We start from the raw sequence: 21,720 nt of genomic DNA, 5'->3' as shown, positions 1-21,720 counted from the left end.
TATAAATGAATCGGAGGGGTTTCCCATGAAAAAAAGACACATCGGATTGGCCGCAGTCTCTGCATTAAGCGCAGCATATCTTGCTAAAAAAGTATCTGCTGAAAAGAAAGTAGAAAAAGTAGCTGAAATAGAAGAAGAGATTAATAGCCGTTATTATGGAGATAAACAGGTTTATTTAATTGGCGGCGGTATTGCTACAATGGCTGCTGCTGCTTACTTGATTCGTGATGCGAACTTTAATGGAAAGAATATCCATGTGATTGAAGGCATGAAAATTCTTGGAGGCAGCAATGACGGGATAGGCACTAACGAAAAAGGTTTTGTTGCTCGTGGCGGCCGGATGCTGAATGAAGAAACTTATGAAAATTTCTGGGAATTATTTGATAGTATTCCATCACTTGAATGGCCAAATCATAGTGTAACGGAAGAAATTTTGAATTTTGATCACCTACATCCAACCCATGCACAAGCGCGCTTAGTGACAAAAGACCAAGAAATTGTAGATGCACATACGATGGGATTTGATAATGAAGATCGGCTAGCAATGACAAAATTATTAGCGGCTTCTGAAGAAAGTTTAGATGGCGTAACCATTGAAGAATGGTTTGGTCCACACTTTTTTGAAACCAATTTTTGGTATATGTGGCAAACAACTTTTGCCTTCCAAAAATGGAGCAGTGCATTTGAACTACGTCGTTATATGAACCGAATGATCTTAGAATTTTCTCGAATTGATACACTAGAAGGTGTAACACGTACGCCATTGAATCAATACGATAGTGTGATTTTACCGCTGAAAGCATTTTTGGAAAAACATGGTGTTGATTTTACTCTAAATGAAGATGTGATTGATTTAGAATTTAAACCAGGTTCTGAAATCACGGTCACTGCGTTAAAACTAGGAAATGGTGAAACCATCGAATTAAGCGAAGATGATGTAGTGATCATGACGAATGGCACAATGACCGATAGTTCTACAGAAGGTGATTGGAGCAATCCAGCGCCAGCAGTAACAGAAGAATCACGCTCGGCTCGCTTATGGCGGAATATCGCTAAGAAAAAAGCAGGTTTAGGCAATCCCGAACCATTCTTCGGCAATGAAGCTGAAACAAATTGGGAAAGTTTCACTGTTACTTGTCGAGGTGATAAATTACTGAAACGTATCGAAGAATTTTCAGGGAACATTCCTGGATCAGGTGCGTTGATGACACTGAAAGATTCAAGTTGGTTAATGAGCACAGTTGTTGCAGCTCAACCGCATTTCAAAAATCAAGATCCGGATACAACGATTTTCTGGGGATACGGTATTTATACCGATAAAGTTGGAGATTACGTAAAAAAACCAATGCGTGAGTGTACAGGTGAAGAAATTTTATACGAATGGATCTGTCAAATGGGCTGGCAAGCGGATTGGGATGAAATCATTAAAGATATTGTCAACGTCATTCCGGCATACATGCCTTATATCGATGCACAGTTCCAACCGCGTAAAATGACAGATCGTCCTCAAGTTGTTCCAGAAAATAGTACCAATTTTGCGATGGTTAGCCAATTTGTAGAAATACCAAAAGATATGGTCTTTACAGAAGAATACTCTGTACGGGCAGCACGAATTGCAGTGTATACGCTCTTTGATATCGACAAGGAAATTATTCCAGTAACGCCGTATAATCGTGACCCAAAAGTGTTGGCAAAAGCTGCACAAACAATGTTTAGATAGTCAGCGAATGTAGTAAAAATAATCAAAAGCTTCTTATTAATCAATTGTTTTAATACATTGATTGATGAGAAGCTTTTTATCTATAATGAAGTTTTTTTGTCAAATGCTATTTGTTTTTTCATAACGTCATATAAATCGAGGAAATGTTGCAACGAAGGCAACTAGACGCATCAGAAGGAATGTATTATGATGAAGTTGATGAAACAAATTGAATTCATTACTCTACATAAATCGAATAAATAAGAACACAAAGTTATTAAGATATGGGGGAATAAATCGATGAACAAGGGGAAAGGACTTGCTTTGTTATTAGGGTGTCTTGTTATATCAAGTCTTGTATATAAACAAGTGAACTTTTCGCTGATTAAAGCGGAGAAAACAACAAGTAATCAAATAACGATGGACGAAAAACAACCAGCAACTAACTCCACACATGAAGTTGTTCAAGGGCCAGAAAATAGAGCTGTTTCTAGTAAGAGAAAAGACACTTTTTTAGATCTTTTAGAGTCAGACAAGTGGAGAAGAGAACCAGACGATGGAGAACCTGAGGAAATGTTTCGGAGAAAACAATCTTTTATGGCGAGAAGTGAGGCAAAAGAGTTAGATGTTACAGGTGCATTTGGAGGTAATTTATTTGATCAATTTGTTAGGATCGGGAATCCGAGTGGGAATCCTGGTGATACACAGTATTACTTAGGGAGTGAGATGAAACCTAATTTGCAGATGTTTTATCAAGGAATTGGGAATCAATCAAATCTTTTTGGCATTTTAGAAGAAAGCAGCGTTGGTTGGACAAAAGACAGCTTATTGAATTCATCTCCTGTCATCCTATCTCAAACAGATGCTTCAGGTACAAAAGTAATTGATGCGTTATCAATTAACGGCCATGGAAACTTAGCAGACACAACCAATCAGCCGTCACTTATAGAAAACATTCGTTTTTATGGAATCCGAGATGAGTTTTCCCTACTATACTACACAACGTATTCAAAAATGGTCTACGAAATAAGAAATAATCCTGCTGTAAGATCAGCAAATATGTTTGACTACCATTTAAGAGTAGAGTCTATCAGTGGTGTAGATCCAAATGGTGCTACTATTGTCGGAACTAGAGTGACTAATATTGGTGCAAAAAGTTTACCAGGATTATCTTTGGGCGGCAAATACCACGTAGAACCGCAAAAAGTAACAACAAGTGGTGGAGGAGAAAATATCCCACAGTCAAAACCAGTTACGTTTTTAGACTCAAACCGAGGACTTATCTTTACCACTTCAACATTGGATCCTAAACATGAAATCAAAGTCAGATTTTATTTTGATACGCCATCTAAGCCAAAAAGTTGGAGTGTTGGGCAACTGAATGATGGTGGACATTTAGAACAATTTTATGATGCTAGATATTCAGGCTTTACTGGTCCTGCATCTCCTGGACAAGAAAAAAATAATGCGGGATTTGATGCAGTTGCCTATTCGAATGAAATTCGCCAAGCAAATGGCATTAAAGAGCCTTATAAAACAGCGGTTTATGTTAAAAATGATCCAGCTGATCTAGCACCTGGTGAATCTACATTGTACAGCTATAGAGTATTATCTTCTCTTTTAATTAGCGAAACACCGGAAATTGCTTTAGATGAAGATGAAAGTTCTTATTTTGGTGGGTCACATACGATTACTGGAACAACAATGCATTACAATGATAAAAGTAAAAATATAGAAATTTTATATGCACTGAACCCAGACGGTCCTTTTACCTCTGGAACCATTGTTAAAAACGATACACCCGGAAGTGATATTCCATGGTCAGTTGTCATTCCACAAAGTGCTCTTAAGCTACAAGACCAAAAAGTTTATCTTAAGGCAGTCGCTAAAGATTTAGGAAACAAAGAGTCTGATATATTATTTCAAAATGTAGTTTATAATACGCCGCCAGTTATTACGATCCCAAATCCCAATAATTGGTATTTTAACGGATCAAGCTATACATTTTCTGGCACATGGTCTGAAGCAGAAAGAGAAACCGTTTCACTCTATTATTCACTTGATGGTGGACTTCCAGAAGCTATCGCTAAGAATCTGCCGAATCCAGGAGGGAATCAGCCATTTACCAAAGAGATTTCAGCGGCTAAATTAGGGAATGAATCACATACAATAAGTGTTTGGGCGGAAGATGCTCGTGGTGGTTTATCAAAAGAAGTAACGTGGACGATTGGGCCACATACTATGCCGGAACTTTCAGCAAGTTTAGCTATTGATAAGACAGAAATCGATGAAGGTCAAAGCGTGTTGTTCACGTCAACATTTAAAAATTCAGCGGCAGAACCTTCCGTCTGGGATCAAGTTGTATACGAAACGACAGAAGTATTTCCAGAAAATGTAGAGGTAGATACAGCCAGCGTTACATTGAATAATCAAAAAGTGACAGGCAAAGTAACGTTTGCAAATGGAAAATTGAGTGTTGAGCTTGGGAAAGTAGATCCTGGAATAGAAATGCAGTTAACTTATACGGTTGTTTCAAAAATTGGCACTCCGCCAATATCTGCACCGATAAAAGTGGATCAAGCATATAAAGTCAGCGGAATAACTGCGGATGCGACGAAGAAAGAACAAACATCAGGAGCAGTGAAGTCGTTCACGATTAATCCAAGAATCGCATCTGTAGAGATCCTTTATTTAGAAGTTGGTACAAATGAAGCATTGAAGACGGGGGCATCATTGAGTGGTCAAATTGGAGACTTAACTGATCCAATACAGTTAGAATTGATTGAAGGATATGAGCTAACACAAGTGTTTTTCGATGACAAAGAACAATTGCCGCTTCCGACTGCTCCATTCAAGGTGAATTATGGTACAGTAAAACAAGTGAAGTTTTACTATGAAGGAAGATTACGCTTCAAAACAGTACCAGACTCATTTGATTTTGGTATACAAGCAGGATTTATTGAATCAAAACGATTCAAGCCACAAATTAAAGGACAAAACCTGATTATTTCTGATACACGTAGAGAGAAACAAGGGTGGTCGTTGAAAGCCAAAATAACTGACCCATTAAAAAATGCGGAAGGTGTTTTAATGACTGATGTCATTAAATATAATAATGGTGGTAAAGAGGAATTGGTCTTAAATGAAACAGATATGGTAATTTACCAGCATAAAGATACCACGAAACACGAATACGATTTAACAAAAGAAAATTGGTTGAAAAATGATGAAGGCTTCATACTGGATGTAAAAGCTGGTGGCCTAAAAGCGCTAGGAAAATACCATGCAGAATTAGAACTAACGTTGGAAGATGCCAAGTAGATTGTTAGATTAACTATGCTCGTTTATAACGGACATCTAAACATTAAATAGGTAGGTTTGATGAGATCAGACAAAGTTAAAGTAGGAAACATCAATCCTGTATTTCTTTTCAATTGAAGGAAAAACCACACAATACGTTTCATGTATTGTGTGGTTTTTTTTAATTAATGAAGAATCTAACTTTTTATCATCTACTATTTGGGCACTATTCATCTCAAGTGGGGAAAGAGTTGCGTAAATATAAAATAAATTTATTATAAAAGAATTATCTTTTTTTGATAAAAAAAATTCTGAAAAAGAGTAAAAAAAAAGATTTAAAATATTGCATAATAAGCATCTAGATGAATAAATTTCGTTTTTTATTGGGAAAAAAGTAAAAAAAGAAATAAAAAAACAAGAATAAGAGATATTCTTATAGAGGAGCAAACCTAATTAGGAGGGGAAAATGAGAGTTTTTTTAGATGAAACTTATGATAGAAAGTTGAAAGTGTTAAGTTATATAGACAATCAAAGAAAAATAGTAAGTATAAAAAATATATCTGAAAACACAAATCTTTCTGAAAAAACAGTTTTACAAATTATTAGGCAGTTTGAACAAGAATTTTCATCATCTTCTGGTCAATTTCAAATTAGTTATGTGAATAAGACAATTAAAGGAATTATTGCAGAAAATTTAGATGTAATGTCAATTGCGGGAAAGTATTTAAAAGATTCTATCCTGTACAAGATTATTTATAATATTTTTTTATATGAAAAAGTAGATGTAAAAAAATTTTGTGAACTAGAATACATAAGTCCTTCAACTTTTTCTCGTTATCGACAACGACTAGCTTCGATTTTGAAAAAATTTGATTTAAAGCTATCTCGTGTAAATAAAATTTCTGGTGATGAATTGAAAATAAGAAACTTTTTCTTTCTATTTTTTTCACATGCATCGAACCAATGGGAATTTAAACCACAGGAATATAGAGAAATTGAAAATAATATCTATAAGAAAGTAGAATCGTGGTCTTCTATTAACAATGTAAAAAAGATCAGGATTTGTCTGCTGATTTATATAAGCAATATACGATCTTCTCAAAAACATAATTGTAAAAATGGAATTTTAGTTGACTTATCCAAAATGTCTGAATTTGACTATAAAGAAGCCTTAGTTAATTATTTTCGTTCAAAGAAAAATCGATCACAAGAGCAAATTTGGCAAGAAGTAAGTTTTATTCAATTATTTATGTATAAAGAAGACTTACTTACAGAAAAAATACAATTTGATCAATATACTTCATTTTTTAATGAAGAAAATTTTTCATTTATCAAAAGTAGCAATCTACTGACCGAAAAAATCATCAATACTTTTTTCTTGAACACTGAAGGAGAACCTGAAAAGTTATTTCTTAGGATTAGACAAGAAATAGACAAAATGCACTTGATTTTGTCTACTTGCTATATTGATGTAAGTGTCTTTAGTTATGTATATGACCCAATTAACTGTTATTACCGTGATAAAACGGAAGAAGAACTAATTGAACATATTCATCAAATACTGGAGGATTTACAGTTATCATCCACCTATAAAAGTTGGTGGAGGGATCTTAAAATAGAGAAAACATCGCTTGTTGAGTATATTTATTTGATTGTTTACATGTTATTAAACGAAATGCAAGAGTATACTTTTCCCCCAGTAAAGGTAATGGTTCAAAATTCCAAAGCATTTGCAGAAACGATTATGGCAAATAAAGTAGCGTTGGTTTTTACAGATCGAGTGCAATTAGTTGAAGGATTACAAGATCAACCAGATGTATTAATTACAGACACTCATTTACCGGAAGTATCAGATACTACCAGAATCGTCTTCACTAACTCATTTTCAAGCTTGAGTGATTTTAATAAAATAATTGATGAAATCAAGCAAGAAATTCTAAAGAAGTATAGCCATCGTACGTTTATACAGACATTTAGCAATTCCCGTTGAATAGCGTTGATTATTTAAAAAAGGTCGCATTGTGCAAGCGTGAATTGACAAATGAAGACAACTGTTTCCAAAGGTTTGGATCAAAAGGATTGTCAAAATAAAAGAAGTTATCATTAGCAATGTCGCCCTCATAACAGTCTGAAATGACAATGTCAGCTTCTGTAATAATTTTTGTAAAGCGAATGATTTTTTTCCCAAAAATAGTTAATAAACCATTTTTTATTTCATCAACAGTGTAGAGATTTTTTGAATATTGGCAAAAGATAGTTAAAGGTTCGATCTTTGTTGAACTATCTACAATGTAATACAGAAGATTGACTAGGTAATTAAGCAAACCATCGGAAAGATTTCTTTTGAAAAAAGAATCGTTTTTTAAAAACGAACGAGTGAACTCAGTAAGTTCTTTTCCTATTCTACTGAAGTCTTCAGTGTCAGTGTCTAGTAAAAATAGACGTTCTTCATACTCTTGTAATGTTTCGTAGTCGATACCAATATATTGGATATAAATTAAAGCCATCATTAAATGATAGAAAAAAAAATGAAAATCGTCTTCACTCATTAAAAGAGTATATTTTTCTTGCAATTTAGTTAGTAGTGTGTGACAGCTACTAACTAAAGGTAAATCAGAATCAATGAATAATTGAGCCGTTTGTTTTTTTATTTCTGCGGTATCAATATCGCTGATGAAAAACCTAGCTAGGAAACCGAAATAAGCTTCTTCGGTGCGGAGCTCTTCTGTAGATAGAACATTATCAAAATTTAGTGTAAAAATTGTAGGATTTCCGTTATTTAAAATAAGTAAATAAGTCAAAAAATCGCTATCGATGTTTATTTTTTCCTGCAAATATAAAATTCGCCAATAAGTAATATTTTGAAAATAACGAATTCTAGTTTGTTGAGAAGGGGATAACATCGTTGAAATTGGAACAGGTAAGTCTTTGAAATGCTTAGGTGATCGATTAAAAGGCCAAAACAATCCTTTTAATATAGACCAGTAACTAAAAAAAAGAAAAAAGCGAATATCTAATTCGTTACCATAAATATTTGTTTTTTTTGATTCATCACCAAAAGCCGTTTTAATATTGAAAGGCTTTAGTAATTTATTCAAAGAAGTTAATGTTTTATAAGTATAAGACGGACTTAAGTTCACGCTTTGGGCTAAAGATTCCAGAGAACTATAGTTTCTATCGGCAGCAGCAGAAAAAATCGTATATTCAGGAGATACAGTAATATAGTAGAACCTTAAATAATCAATCACATATGCGATGTTCATGGATTTAGGAAGAGACACATATAAAAAAGCCGATTTTTGATTCACTCGAACCACTTCATCTGGAAATGCAAGAGCTAAATCTTCATTTATTTGCTGGATATAACGATAGATAGTACTTTTAGAATCACCATTTTGATTGATGACTTCTTGAATACTAATACCGTCTGTACTAAAAATTATTTTTTTGAATAAATCAAATTTGTTTGCCTCATTTTTTTTCATAAATTTCTTATTCATTAATCTATCACTCCTTTTGGCAAATAGAAAATCTATAATAATTAAGTGATTATAGTGAAATATAACATGAATTCAATAAAATGTTAATAAATTCGTTGTGAAACCCTTGGAAAACAAGTATTTTTCAAGATTTTCTAAAAAAAAAGTATTTTTCGGAAATAAATATAGCATAAAAAATGTATAATTCTAATAGAATTAAATAATAAATAAATAGTATTTGATTTAAGAAAGGATAAACAAACATGTATAACATAGGAATCATACCGATAAATGAAACAATTACTGATACATATACAAATCAATTAAACAAAACATCTTATCAGATACATACATTTTCAGCAGAAGAGGTCTCATCGGGAGCATATCTTATGGATGCATTAATAATAGAAGAAACATCAACTTTAGGATTGAAAGGCACGTGCGAATTAATTTTGGAGTTGAGAAGAAACTTTAAAGCATTAATTTGGGTTGTTTCTCAAAATATCTCAAAAACAAGTAAAATGGTCTATCTTCAATTAGGTGCAGATGGGGTAACAGATAAAGAGGTGGAGCAAGAGGAATCCATTATACAACTATCTAACCTGTTGAAAAGAGTCAAAGAAAAAACGACAACTAATGATGAGAAAAAAAAAATAGTAGATATCAAACATTCTGAAGGTTCTTTAGATTTAATTCCGGAAAATTTGAGCGTTATGGTAGAAGGTCAAAAAGAAATTTGCTTAACCAAACTAGAATTTCAAATAATTTCTTATTTAATTAATCACAGTGGTAAGGCAGTAACATATGAAGAGATTTATGAACATGTATGGAAAGATGATTACAACAACTGTCAAGAAGGAAATAAGCAATACCGTGTTAGTAATCTTATTTTCCATTTACGCAAAAAACTAGAAAAAGACTCAGCTAAACCAAAGTACATCAAAACAATTCGCTCCAAAGGCTACATGTTGGTTTTATAAAAACAATGAGTTACTAAAAGATTCATGATTTCGGCTTGTCACATATTAAAGAATCGATAAAATGGAGGATTTTCTGTGATTAATCAAAGTATCTACTCAACATTCGTCTAGACTAGAAAGGAGGTGAAATTATAAGATGTTTCGTAATTTTAAAAAAATAACTTTTTTCTACGCTTTAGCGATTGGATTAACACTATCAATGCCTTCGCAAGCTGAAGCAATAGCTTCAGAAGACGCACCTCAAAGTGTTCCCTTAACAGATATCTTTAAAGTTCCAGCAGGAGCTCATAGTACAGTTAGGGGAAACACCGTAATTATCACAGATGCTGAGACAGAAAGAATTGGGAGTATATTCTCAACGGAAATAAACAAAGTTGATTTAAGTAAAGACTTTGAAGCTGAGATGTATATTAATTTAGAAGGTACAGCGGATGGTGTGACATTCGTTTTTCACAATGATGCAGATCGAGCTGCGAAATTTGATGGAACGAATGGTGCAACCGGTAATGCGATGGGAGCATACGCTCATGGTGTAGACTCCAATTATCTGAATCAGAAAATACTACGAAGACAGTTGAAAAGCAGTTTTGCGATTGAGTTTGACACCTATCTGAATGGTGATAACTTTGATGCGGATATTTTAAGAAATGAGGACAGGGGGCACGTAGCTTACGCATTCCCTGACCAAGTAGATTCGTATGTATTTAACTGGAATCAGTCTCTTAAAGTGAATCATCAAGGATTGCAATATCCTTCTTTCCCTTTAGGTGATGGAAAATGGCGACTTTTGAAGGTTCACTGGAAAACATGGAATGCATCGAATTATGGGGTGCTGACTTATGAATATGAAGGGTTGGATCCAGTAGAAGCGCCGATACACAAGAATACGTTTAAGTTTAGTCCTGGTGGTAGTGAAAAAGTTTATTGGGGATTTACTGGTTCAACGGGAGCTTTAACAGAAAAAGCAATGGTTGCATTCCGTTCAGTTCCTGGTTTGGTCAACTATGAAGATAGCGTAAAGCTCTTGAATGCTAAAGGGTTGCCAGCAACGACAACAAAAGCAGTTGCTCCAACTGAGGAAGTCACAGTGCAATATTCAGGTAAATATACAGGTGGAATACAAAATTTACTTTCGCCGGTCCTAAAGCTTACTTTGTCAGCAGGACAAGTATATCAACCAGGAACATTAATTGTAAATGGACAAAGTGTAACGCCAACGGTGATAGGAAACACTTTAAGTATTCCTGTAGCTGACTTGTCATTAACAAGTAGTAAACTGGACGTTGTATTTAACGTTAGAAATCCGAGCATAGGAGTAACAACTGATCAAAATATAACAAGTCAGATGGTAGGTAGTAACTATATCTCACCTGAGTTAGTAAGTTCGTATAAAGTAGATGCTATCAAACCAAAAGGAGAAGGGAAAATTTCTCTCATTGATTTGGGTGATACACAAGCAATTACTGCAGTTGCGGACTATACAAAATTTTTAAAAGATTGGTCAGATGATATTTCTGCAAAAGCAAATATCAAAGTATCGCTAAAAGCAGGGCAAGATATTGAAGGATTGGTAAATACTATTGGGCCTGATTTCTTTGTAGTAGAGTTAACGGATGAAGTTGGCAACAAGGCAGACGTTGACGTCCCAGTATTTATTAAAGATCCAAATGATGCAGTTTCTCAGGATAATAAACACTTATTGCATGGAGATGGGTTCACAGTATTTACTAAGGACTATCCAACAACTAAGGCAGCAGTTGAAACCATGATTCGAGACAAAGGAAAGCTTAATTTATGGCGAGTTGATCCGTTCCCGCCATCGATGATAGCCAATACGTCCATTAATATTGCTTCTACAACCTTACCAGTTCTTAATGGAGCTTCTACTGTTAAAGAAGGAATTTATAAAGTCACTCTAACTTACGGTACAGGCACATCACAAGTAACAAAAACGATCGATGTGAATATAAAAAACAGTGTTGGTAAAGTTACAGTTGATTTTGTCAATGAAGCAGGGGTCAGCATAGATAAGAGTCCAACAAAACTTGTTTTGGAAGGCGATATGGATACGACCATAAATTTAAGTTTAAATCCTGAAGTTAAAAAAAGAATAGCGGATATTGAGAACGATAACTATCGTCTTGTGGGTCGTCCTGCTGATGAAACAGCAGTGCTGATTGTTGGAGAAAATGTTGTTGTTGAATATGAATTCACTGGCTATCTTTCTTTAGCTACGGCACCTACTAGTTTAGACTTCAAAGTACATTCGGGATTTATTGAACAGAAACGAATCTCTGAACCCGAAGTTATAGGCTCAAATCTAGTGGTATCTGATACGCGTGTAACCAAAGAACAATGGAATTTAAAAGCGAAGATTATTACTGATTTACAAAGTGAAGATGGCACTCAGAAAATGACAGATGTCATTAAGTATAAAAATGCTAAAGATGAAGTGACATTGAATGATGCAAGTAGTGTGATCTATACGCCAGATACAATTACCGCGAATAAGTACGATATCACTGAAGATCGGTGGAAGGCTCATAAAGAAGGATTTTTCCTTGATTTTCCAGCAGGCTCTTTGAAAGCATTAGGAAAATATAAAGCGCAGTTGGAAATTACTTTAGAAAATGCAAAATAAAGAAGAGGAGGGAAACAATGAAAACAAAGGGTTGGTTGATTCGTTTTACACTGTCACTTATCTTAATGGTTATATTCTTATCATGTAGCAATGAAAGAATGTATGCTGCGGATGGTGGAGAAGCACCTACACAAGGAGAAATTACTTTAGTAGGTGACTCATCAGAACCACCTAAGCCTTCAGGAAGTAGTGAAGCGCCAAAAGCGTCTGATAGTTCAAGTGGTGCCCCTACTCCTGTTAAACCTAAAGGTAAGTTTCCTTCAACAGGTGAATTAGTAAAAGCAGGTTTATCCGTTGGTGGACTGGCATTGATTGCAGCAGTGTTTATCTTCTTCTTTATTAAAAAAGGAAAAGCAGAACATGAGAACGATGGAGGGAATAAGTGATGAGAAAGATTGCTTGGCTTTCTATTGGAGCGTTTCTAGTTTTAGCATTACTAAATAGACCGATTGCTTCATATGCTGAAGATAATACTACTGGTGATATGGATATAGATCTTAAAATTGGTGATCCGAAATTTGGAGTCATGGATCCAGAGCATCCGTCAGAAGAATTGCCTGTTCAAGAAGGCACTTACGGAAAAACAAGTGGTCCACTGAGAATTGATTATGTACCTAACCTAGGCTTTAATAGCAATAAAATTTTTTCTAAGGATATTAGCTATTCTGCTGATGCACTCCTATTTAAAGGGAAAATCGCCCCTCGTGGAAGCTTTATACAAGTTTCTGATTATCGAGGAAATGGTAATGGTTGGGCATTGCAAGTTCGCCAAGAAACACAATTTAAAAATCAGAATAAAGAGAACAGTCAATTAAATGGGGCCGTAATCTCTTTAGATAAATCTTGGATCAATACTTCAAATGGTATGGGCCAAGCTCCAGATATTTCAAAGGAAGTTATTCACTTGAATAATATAGGAGAAACTTACACACTAGCTACTGCAAAAAAAGGAACGGGAACAGGAACATGGAGCATCAGCTTTGGTGCATCACCTGACAATCAAGTTGGTCAAAATTCAACTTTAACTCCGCGATTAGATAGTGAAGGTAAACCAGTAACTAACCCTTCATTAGATAATCAGGCCGTTTACATGAATGATGCAGTTAGCTTAACTATCCCAGGAGCTACTAAAAAAGATCCTGGAACTTATTCAACGGTGTTAACTTGGATTATTTCCGAGTTGCCATAAATAAAAACATATTCTTAGGAGGAAACACAAATGAAATTAACACACAAATTATGCGGCGCAGTATTATTAGGAGCTGTAGGAGTAGCTTTAGCTATTCCAAATACTACAAAAGCTGCCGATCCAGACTCAAAAACAGGTGACATGGACATCCAATTCACACGTAAAACAAGTGGATCAGTTGACATTCCTAATTCAGAAATGTCTGGTTCAATGAGTCTATCTGTGGATTACAAAGAATTTGGAGTTGTAGCAGTTACACCTTTAAGCTTTGGTGAGCAACAAGCTACAGCAACTTCACGTTCTTACTGGGCTAAAAACTGGACACAGTCTACTGGTTCTTCAGCTAACTTTGTAGCGATTAGTGATGAACGTGCGGTAGCAGATCACAGATACACAGTAGCTGCCCAAATTACTAAACCATTAACTTCAGGTAGTAGTGTTTTAGCAGGATCAACAGTAACTTTAAGAAATATCCATCTTCAAACTCAAGCTAATATTGGTGATAACGTTAAACTTCCTGCTGGTGCAATTGTTGAACCTGGAAGTGATAGAGTAGTTACAAATGGAGAATCTACACTAATTATTAATAATACTACTCCGGGTGCTGGAATAGGAACAACTACTATCACATTTGGCCATCTTAATTCAGCTGATGAAAAGGATTCTAGCAAGTCTGTAAAACTAGATATCGGTAAAGATGATCTTATTGTTGAAGGAGACTACAGAGGCGAAATTACTTGGACTATGACTGAAGTTAAATAAAATGTAAAACAAAAAAATTCATCGATCCGCTTTTCGGAGCGGTTCGATGCTTATTTAATTGTTAAGAGAAAGGAATCAAACTATGAAACAACAATCAAAACCAGCGTTTTTTTTACTTATTTACATAATTTGTACATTATTTGTCATCCCACAAGAAACATATGCTAATGAGCAACCAAGTCCAGCAGATATTGGATTTAGCTACTATGTAAGAAAACCTGAAAATCAACATAGTGATGCTGGATATTTTGATTTGCGTATGACTCCAAGTCAAAAGCAAACGGTTAACTTAGAAGTATTTAATGACTCGGATAGAGAATTAACGATAGAACTAGCACTGAATAGTGCAAAAACAAATAGCAATGGAGTAGTTGAATATGGACCTACAGAAATTAAGAATGATCCTTCACTAAAATATGATGTAAAAGATATCGTTAAAGTGCCAAGTGAAGTTAAGGTTGCAGCGCATTCTAGTGTTATGGTTCCAGTGGAAATAACTATGCCGGCAGAACGATTCAATGGATATATTTCTGGAGGCATTCAATTAAAACAAAAAGAAACAGAAGAACAAAAAAAAGCATCTGAAAAATCAAAAGGTGTCGTAAATAAATATGCTTTTTTAGTGGGAATATTACTAAGTGAGACGGATGAAATAGTTCAGCCAGACTTATCATTCAATAAAATTTCTGCAGGGTTAACGAATTATAGAAATGCATTTCTATTGAATTTTTCTAATACTCAAATGAATTATGTCGAAAAAATGTCAGTAGATGTTAAAGTATATAAAAAAGGTTCCGACGAAGTGCTGTATGAAACCAAAAAAGCAAATTATCGAATGGCGCCAAATTCAATGATTGATTTTCCGATTAACCTAAATGGTGAACCTTTTGAAGCTGGAAACTATACAAGTCATATATTAGTGACGACTGACGATAAAAAGTGGGAATGGAAAGAAGACTTTGAAGTAACAAATGATGAAGCCGATAAATATAATGGACAAGACGTATCACTGATTCAAGAAAGAGGAGTCAATTGGAAATTGATTGCATTAATTGTCAGTGTGGTATTTATCCTGTTTATAGCAGTATTTTCATTTGTACGATATACAGCTAATAAAAAGAAGAAAAAAAATAAAAAGAAGAAAACATCTTCTAAGAAAAAAAAATAGTGAATGGGGAGGCTAGATAAGATGAGCATTTTGGAGTGGTTGTTCATTGGTAGCTTATCGTTAGCTTTTCTTGCTTTTTTGATTGTGGTCATGTATATAGTTCTGTTTTTTATTACTGGCAATCAACTGAAAGCCTTATTAAAGAAGCGTCCAAAAAATAAGACTAAGCGAAAAAAATGGGTACGTATACGCCGTCAAATGGAAAAGAGAAAAAAATCATATGTAAAGAAGATATTTTTTATTACGCTTATCGCTTTAGTTTCTTTGGGTGGAGGAATGTATGCACGTTACTACCAAATGACTAATTTAAATGCAGAGGATAGTAATGCTATTGTTCAAAGTTACTTTCTTTTAGGGGAAGTAGAAAAAAGTTTGTCAGATATTCAAAATGGTGCTGATTTTAAAAAATCAAAAGCAACATTGGCAGATCGTTCTTCTTTATTAGCTTCATATGGAACAACATCTCCTTCTGATGTCCTATCGAAGGAAGGTCAAAAGCGATTGGTGCGTTACTACAGACAAATACGCGACTTTAGTGTGAACGTGTATTCATTAACAGAAGAGGAATTGAGTGATTCTGATATTATGTTGGGGTATACAAAAGATTTAAATCAAATAAAAAAATTACAAGAAAAGATATTCAAGCAATTTAGTATAAATGAATCAGCTCTTAAACAAAAAAAGTAATTGATTGAAGGAGATTATGATGTGAGTTGGAGGGAACAAAAAAAAATTGAAAAAAAAAGTGTCCACTCTAGAAGGCTATACAAAAATAATCAAGTAAATTATGAAAAAAAGAAACAGATTAAAAAAAAGCCTTCAGATGAATGGCAAGAGCATACCATTCATCTGAAGGCTAGTAAACTAAAAAAGAAATCAGTTAAGAGAAAAAAAAAGTACATAAGAAAAAAACGATGGCGTAAACAAGTACAACAATTAATGAAAGAATTGGGAATTAGTTTTATTTTATTAGGAACTATCTTGTACATTATCTCACTATTTACTTTTTCAGTTGTAAAAATTGAAGGTTATTCCATGATGCCTACTGTAAATAATGGTGATAGGGTATTTGTTAGTAAGTTAAGTAAAGTCAAACGTTTTAGTATGATTTTATATAAAGATTCAAAAAGTAACGAATATGCTGTTCGCCGAATTATTGGTCTGCCTGAAGAACAAGTAAGTTACAGAAACGATATACTCACAATCAATAATGTTGAAGTTTATGAACGTTTTTTAGCGGAACAATTGAGTCGAGCCAAAGATAGTAAGACTACTTTTACAGAAGACTGGAAACCTAGTGGTGCTAGTATTCCAAAAGGAAAGTACCTAGTTTTAGGTGATAATAGACCTTATGCAATAGATAGCAGAACGTATGGATATATTGACGAAAAAGAAATTATTGGTGTAGTAGAGATGCGTATATTTCCGATTCATACTATTAGTCAGTTCTAAAGTTAATTAATAGAAGGAATGTATTTATGATAAAAAAAACGTAGTTAAAAATAATAAAGAAGCTAATGAATATGCATTAAATAAAGATACAGCCTTTCAGAAAGATAAGCGATCCATAGTGAGAGGGATATATTTTTTTCTTTTTATCTGTTTATGCGTCCTTTTTTTTGTAAAAATTGCCACACATAGAGTTAGCGGCGTATCAATGATGCCAACGTTAGAAAACAAAGACTATCTTTTTATAATAAAAGGGAAGAAACCAAGTCGATACTCTTTAGTAACGTTTGCACCTAAAAAACACTCAGCTGATTCATACGTAAAACGTATCCTAGGGCTACCAGGCGATAGAATTTGGTTAGATAAAAATACTGTTTATCTTAATCATCAGATGGCTCAAAGTAATCCTACTCCAGAAAATGAACTGCAGCTTTCTGGCAGTGATTTACCAGATGGAACGTTGAAAGTACGAGTGACATGGGAAGTTGCTTCTAAGCTTCAAGGATTGGAAAAAATTCCTGAAGGACAATATTTTGTCTTAGGCGATAATAGAAACCATTCCAATGATAGTAGACATCTGGGATTGATTGATCAGAAACAAATAGAAGGCGTGGTATCTTTTAGATATTACCCGCTGAATAGAATCGGTTTAATAGATTGAAGAAAGAGTAGGGTGTGAATACATAGAATGAATTTTATAAAAAAAATGGTTTAATAATTGGTTGTAGTTTTTTGCTTCCAGTATTTATTGTAGCAATCAGCTATTTTCAAATAGGTATATATCCAACGAGTAAGTTAACAATATTGTCCAGTGATGGATTTGGTCAACTTGTCAATTTTTATGCAGGTTTTAATAACGCTTTACATGGGAAACAATCGTTGCTTTATACATGGTCAGGTTCATTAGGCCTGAACTCTATTTCACTAATGAGTTACTATATCAACAGTATTTTTAGTTTTATTGTTTACTTTTTTGACAATATTAATATGCCTGAAGCGATGTATACAATTTTTTTAACAAAAATCGGAGCGATGGGCGTCTCATTTTGGATTTATGCACATAATACGTATCGCTTATCTTCATGGAAAAAACTTGTATTGAGTACCTGTTACTCACTAGGAAGCTTTGTTATAGCATATTCTATATTTCTGATGTGGATGGACGCTCTAGTTTATTTACCTTTGATTTTGTTAGGAATTCATCGATTGATGGATGATAGAAAACCAGTTTTATTGTTTGTTAGTTATTTTTTGTTGTTTGTTAGTAACTATTATATAGCGTTTATGGTAGGTATCTTCTCTTTTCTTTACTATTTTATTCGCATGTTTACAGATTACAAACGTTATAAAACTTCAGTTTTTTCTTATTTATTTACATCCTTCCTTGCAGGCGGTGCATCTATGGTGATCATTCTACCATCGATTATTGACCTACGAACCAATGGAGAAAAATTGGATACGATTAATCAATTTTTTACAGGAGATACAGGGGTGTGGGATTTAGTTGTGAAGAGCATGCCTGGTGTATATGACACGTCAAAGTATGGTAGTGCACCCTTCATATATACAGGATTACTTCCACTTATTTTTTGTATTTTTTACTTCGTAAGTACAAAAATCTCACTGAAAAATAAGCTGTTGTACGGTAGTTTACTATTGTTATTAAGTGTTAGTTTTTATGTAGAGCCATTGAACTTATTTTGGCAAGGACTTCATGCACCGAATATGTTTTTATTTCGATTTAGCTTTTTATTTTCTGCACTAGTTATTATTTTAGCTGGCTTTGGGATGGAGAAGTTTGAGAAGAAAGATATAAATTTGTTATTGAATATTGTTTTAATCTTAGGTGGTGTATATATAGCTGCCATTTTATTATCGAACAAAAAGAGATACGATTATATCACTCAAGAGACGTTAATCGTTACGTTTGTTTTATTAATTCTGTATTTATTATTGTTCTTTATCAAGTATAGCCGTAAAAAAGGCATGTGGCTGATTCCATATATTATTCTTATCGTTGTTAGTTATGAGGCTTTTTTCAACACAAATCAACTTTTTTTAGGGATAAAAAAGAATGGACCTACGCTAGCAGAGCTGCATATGAAGAACCACATAAAGATATTCAGAAGTTGGTAACAAGAACAAAAGAAGAAAATAATCAATTCTACCGTTTGGAAAATATAGATCCTATAACCAGAACGGATAGTTTTAACTATAATTATTCTGGTATAACACTATTTTCTTCTGTTCGAAATCGTCATTCTTCTCAGTATTTAGATCATTTAGGATATCGATCATTGGATACAAACTTAGTGATTATGTATGACAATAATACTTTGTTAATGGACTCTTTATTCGGAATAAAATATAACTTAGCTAAAACAGATCCAAACAAATTTGGGTTTAAAAAAATTGAAACTAAAGGGAAATATAACTTGTATGAAAATGAATATTCTTTGCCTTTAGGTATGTTGACCAATGGAAAAATCTATGAAAAAAGTAATAATCAAGTAAATTTATTTCAACACTTATCTGGACTAAAAGAGCCAATCTATCAATTTACTGGACTTAACGAAATAGCTAGAAAAAATATGCAAATTCGAGAAGAAGGCGACTTTACATTCTTTTCAGAGGAATCAAATAGAGAAGCACAATCAATAACTTGGGAAGTAAATGTTCCTGCAAGAACGCAAGCATATATTAATCTAAGTGTAGGAGCTCCAGATGGCATGAGAAATGCTGATGTAGAAGTCAAAGTTAATGGACGTACTAATTCTAACAATCTTGTTATGGCAGGTAGCTTTTACAATCTTGGCTATTATGAAAAAGAAACAAAAGTAAAAGTTACCGCAAAATTTAGTGGTCAAGCAGTTGTAAGACTAGTTCGACCATCGGTTCTACTTATGCAAGTGGATCGGTATAAAGAGGCTATAAAGCAAATGAAAGAAAAAGAAGTAGCGTTTGAAGTAAATGGACATCAAGCACAGGCTGATGTTTCGCTAACAAAGGAACAAGTAGTGTTTACATCAATTCCTTACGATAAAGGATGGAAGGCATCTATAGATGGACAACCAGTAAAGATAAAATCGCTTCAAAATGCTTTGATTGCTTTCAAGGTACCAAAAGGAAAGCACACTATTCGATTAGTTTATTATCCAGAAGGATTGAAATTGGGAAGTATATTGTTTGTAAGTTGTATATTGATATTTAGTTCGTATACTTATTGGATTCGAAAGAAATCTAGAGTAGCTAGTAAGGAGGAATATAAATGAAACAAAGAAAAATAATTGCATTAATTTTAATGGCTGTAGTCGTTCTTTTTAGTGGTTGTTCTGAAAAACTTAGTGAAACAAAAGAAACATTTGAAGGTCAAGGTGTTACGTATGAAATGCAATTACCTTCTAGCTGGAAAGTTGATAGTGAGGATAAATCAGAAAATTATGGTCTTCAAACATCTTTTAGTGCAGAGGACAAAAAAAGTAATTCGTATATGTTTGCTACAGTTACACCTGTTAACGAAGTAAAACAAAAAGGCTTTGCGGAACAAACTAGAGAGCAATTAAAAGAAAGATACGGATATAAGAAAGCTAAAGATATTTATATGAAAGAATATAAAATCAATGGCAGTCCAGTGTGTAAATATACATTGAATACAGTGTTTAAAGAAAAAGATGTCTGGGCTCATATGTATTATATGTGGACTGAAAATGGATTTGTACAAGTAACATTTTACTCGGCAGATGATAGTAACTATGAGAAACGATCTAAATTGATAGATGAATCAGTAGGAACACTTAAAGAAGTTTCATTTGATACTGAAAAATTTAATGAAGCACAAAAAAAACAAAAAGAAGATGAGGGAGATGTCGTTACACTAGAAAATAAAACTATGAAGGTTGAAATGACAGGCGTTCGTAAAGTAGTTGGAGAAAACAAAAAGAATGTGTTAGCCATTCGCTATACCTTTACAAACAACAGCTCAGAACAAGCTTCTGCAAGTGTATTTAAAGAACTGATTACTGCAAAGCAAAAAGATAAAAAATTATCTGAAGGAACATTGCCGGAAGATACTTCATTTTTAGATTTAAAAGAGTTAGTAAATAATCAATCTAAAGTGATTCCACAAGGACAAAGCATAGATAGTGTTATTTTTTATGAACTTGCTGATAACAGTATTGTTGAACTTAGTTATTCACAAGAAGCTTTTCCAGGAACAGAACCTACCAAGGCGGTGGTCCCAGAATGAAGCTAAAGATTTTTATAGCTATCACCATGTTCTGCTCGCTACTAGCAGTTACAAGTTGCTCTAATTCTAATCCGCATGCTCAGTTACCTAAAAAAGATCAACAAATTGTGTGGAGTGGAGCACGGGAAAGAAGCTTCGGAGATTCTGATTATGTAGATCTGTCATCTAAAGATGAAGCTATGAAAGTGATGAAGGATAAGTACAAATTGAGTATTCCAGATTACTATGAAAAAGCAATAAAAACGATTGATTCTAGTCTTTCGTCAGAAACAGTGAAAGCTGATAAATTACAATATTTAATATATGCCAAAAACGAAGATTTAGAGTTACGTACAATTTATCCTTTCTATGAAGGAGAAAATTTAAAATTTGTTGCTATTGTTAGTCTTAAGTATAAATTTTTGAGGGAAACAAAAAAAGCACGATTAAGAATTCAAGCTGTGGATATTAAAAATGCTTCATCTGATCAAGAGTTTCCAAAAGACAAGGTAATACTGTTAGCCAAAGAGCTTGGTTCTATTATGCGGATTGATAATTCACTTATTAAAAGTGGTATAAAAGGGTATGAGAAGCAAATCAAAGAGGCAAACAGACAATTTTCAAATGAATCTGTACCAGTTGTTTCTAATAGAACTGGGCTAGATAAAGATAAAGAGTTAGGTAAGTCCATCTCAGCATTGTATGATGGTTTTGGCAAATTAACAGATGTATATGCGGAAATTTCAGATGATACAAAATAGATTAATACTCAACGTTACTAATTAATTTATGAATGAAGAAAAATAAAAAGAGGGAGGATGGAAGGAA

The 21,720-nt window shown here is 33.8% G+C and carries 16 protein-coding genes and 1 pseudogene; 16 read left to right on the top strand and 1 reads right to left on the bottom strand.

Features of this window, described 5'->3' with window-relative positions; translation table 11 throughout:
* Window positions 1-25 precede the first annotated feature (25 nt).
* The 3 genes from A5880_RS06715 to A5880_RS06705 all read left to right on the top strand — a co-directional run bounded on the left by A5880_RS06715 (window position 26) and on the right by A5880_RS06705 (window position 6,989).
* Entirely contained in the window at window positions 26-1,720 is a 1,695-nt protein-coding gene (locus A5880_RS06715) for an oleate hydratase (RefSeq protein ID WP_086330984.1), read from the top strand.
* 279 nt (window positions 1,721-1,999) lie between these two features.
* Window positions 2,000-5,020, top strand: coding sequence for a hypothetical protein (locus A5880_RS06710; protein ID WP_086330985.1), 3,021 nt, complete (start codon window positions 2,000-2,002; stop codon window positions 5,018-5,020).
* Window positions 5,021-5,465: 445 nt separating this feature from the next.
* The gene (locus A5880_RS06705) at window positions 5,466-6,989 is read left to right on the top strand and encodes a helix-turn-helix domain-containing protein (protein ID WP_336577018.1); all 1,524 of its coding nucleotides are present in this window, start codon (window positions 5,466-5,468) and stop codon (window positions 6,987-6,989) included.
* Between the two features lie 10 nt (window positions 6,990-6,999).
* Here the strand turns inward: A5880_RS06705 and A5880_RS06700 are convergent, their stop codons facing one another.
* Window positions 7,000-8,499 carry a helix-turn-helix domain-containing protein gene (locus A5880_RS06700; RefSeq protein WP_336577017.1) on the bottom strand — a complete coding sequence of 500 codons (1,500 nt, stop codon included), beginning with the start codon at window positions 8,497-8,499 and terminating at the stop codon, window positions 7,000-7,002.
* A 368-nt stretch (window positions 8,500-8,867) separates the two neighbouring features.
* Between A5880_RS06700 and A5880_RS06695 the strand changes: the two genes are divergently transcribed.
* The 13 genes and pseudogenes from A5880_RS06695 to A5880_RS06635 all read left to right on the top strand — a co-directional run bounded on the left by A5880_RS06695 (window position 8,868) and on the right by A5880_RS06635 (window position 21,653).
* Window positions 8,868-9,458 (top strand): winged helix-turn-helix domain-containing protein, encoded by a 591-nt coding sequence (locus tag A5880_RS06695; protein WP_256924823.1) that lies wholly within the window; start codon window positions 8,868-8,870, stop codon window positions 9,456-9,458.
* A 136-nt stretch (window positions 9,459-9,594) separates the two neighbouring features.
* Window positions 9,595-12,099, top strand: coding sequence for an L-type lectin-domain containing protein (locus tag A5880_RS06690; RefSeq protein ID WP_086330989.1), 2,505 nt, complete (start codon window positions 9,595-9,597; stop codon window positions 12,097-12,099).
* A gap of 17 nt (window positions 12,100-12,116) precedes the next feature.
* Window positions 12,117-12,485 carry an LPXTG cell wall anchor domain-containing protein gene (locus A5880_RS06685; protein WP_086330990.1) on the top strand — a complete coding sequence of 123 codons (369 nt, stop codon included), beginning with the start codon at window positions 12,117-12,119 and terminating at the stop codon, window positions 12,483-12,485.
* The gene (locus A5880_RS06680; RefSeq protein ID WP_086330991.1) at window positions 12,485-13,288 is read left to right on the top strand and encodes a WxL domain-containing protein; all 804 of its coding nucleotides are present in this window, start codon (window positions 12,485-12,487) and stop codon (window positions 13,286-13,288) included. Before A5880_RS06685 ends, A5880_RS06680 begins: the two co-directional genes overlap by 1 nt.
* Window positions 13,289-13,318: 30 nt before the next feature.
* Window positions 13,319-14,050, top strand: coding sequence for a WxL domain-containing protein (locus tag A5880_RS06675; RefSeq protein ID WP_086330992.1), 732 nt, complete (start codon window positions 13,319-13,321; stop codon window positions 14,048-14,050).
* A gap of 82 nt (window positions 14,051-14,132) precedes the next feature.
* A complete protein-coding gene (locus A5880_RS06670) occupies window positions 14,133-15,218 on the top strand; it encodes a WxLIP family cell surface protein (protein WP_086330993.1) in 1,086 nt (361 codons plus the stop codon).
* A 21-nt stretch (window positions 15,219-15,239) separates the two neighbouring features.
* On the top strand, window positions 15,240-15,905 hold the full coding sequence (locus A5880_RS06665; protein ID WP_086330994.1) for a hypothetical protein: 666 nt from the start codon (window positions 15,240-15,242) through the stop codon (window positions 15,903-15,905).
* 21 nt (window positions 15,906-15,926) lie between these two features.
* A complete protein-coding gene (gene lepB / locus A5880_RS06660; protein ID WP_256924824.1) occupies window positions 15,927-16,670 on the top strand; it encodes a signal peptidase I in 744 nt (247 codons plus the stop codon).
* Between the two features lie 118 nt (window positions 16,671-16,788).
* Window positions 16,789-17,328: a signal peptidase I gene (gene lepB / locus A5880_RS06655; RefSeq protein WP_336577016.1), complete on the top strand. Its 540-nt coding sequence runs from the start codon at window positions 16,789-16,791 to the stop codon at window positions 17,326-17,328.
* Between the two features lie 71 nt (window positions 17,329-17,399).
* Window positions 17,400-18,803: a YfhO family protein gene (locus tag A5880_RS06650; protein WP_336577015.1), complete on the top strand. Its 1,404-nt coding sequence runs from the start codon at window positions 17,400-17,402 to the stop codon at window positions 18,801-18,803.
* A pseudogene (locus tag A5880_RS06645) lies at window positions 18,785-19,939 on the top strand (YfhO family protein); the annotation flags it as partial. The gene A5880_RS06650 and the pseudogene A5880_RS06645, both read left to right, overlap by 19 nt.
* Complete coding sequence (locus A5880_RS06640; RefSeq protein ID WP_086330997.1) at window positions 19,936-20,913, top strand: DUF5067 domain-containing protein; 978 nt, start codon at window positions 19,936-19,938, stop codon at window positions 20,911-20,913. The pseudogene A5880_RS06645 and the gene A5880_RS06640, both read left to right, overlap by 4 nt.
* Window positions 20,910-21,653, top strand: coding sequence for a hypothetical protein (locus tag A5880_RS06635; protein ID WP_086330998.1), 744 nt, complete (start codon window positions 20,910-20,912; stop codon window positions 21,651-21,653). The genes A5880_RS06640 and A5880_RS06635 overlap by 4 nt, the downstream gene beginning before the upstream one ends.
* The last annotated feature ends 67 nt before the right edge of the window (window positions 21,654-21,720 follow it).

This window comes from Enterococcus sp. 4G2_DIV0659 (genome assembly GCF_002140715.2).
Classification (GTDB): Bacteria; Bacillota; Bacilli; order Lactobacillales; family Enterococcaceae; genus Enterococcus_L; species Enterococcus_L mansonii.
The sequence above is the reverse complement of the archived record's forward strand: the minus strand, read 5'-3'. Positions and strand labels throughout refer to the sequence as shown.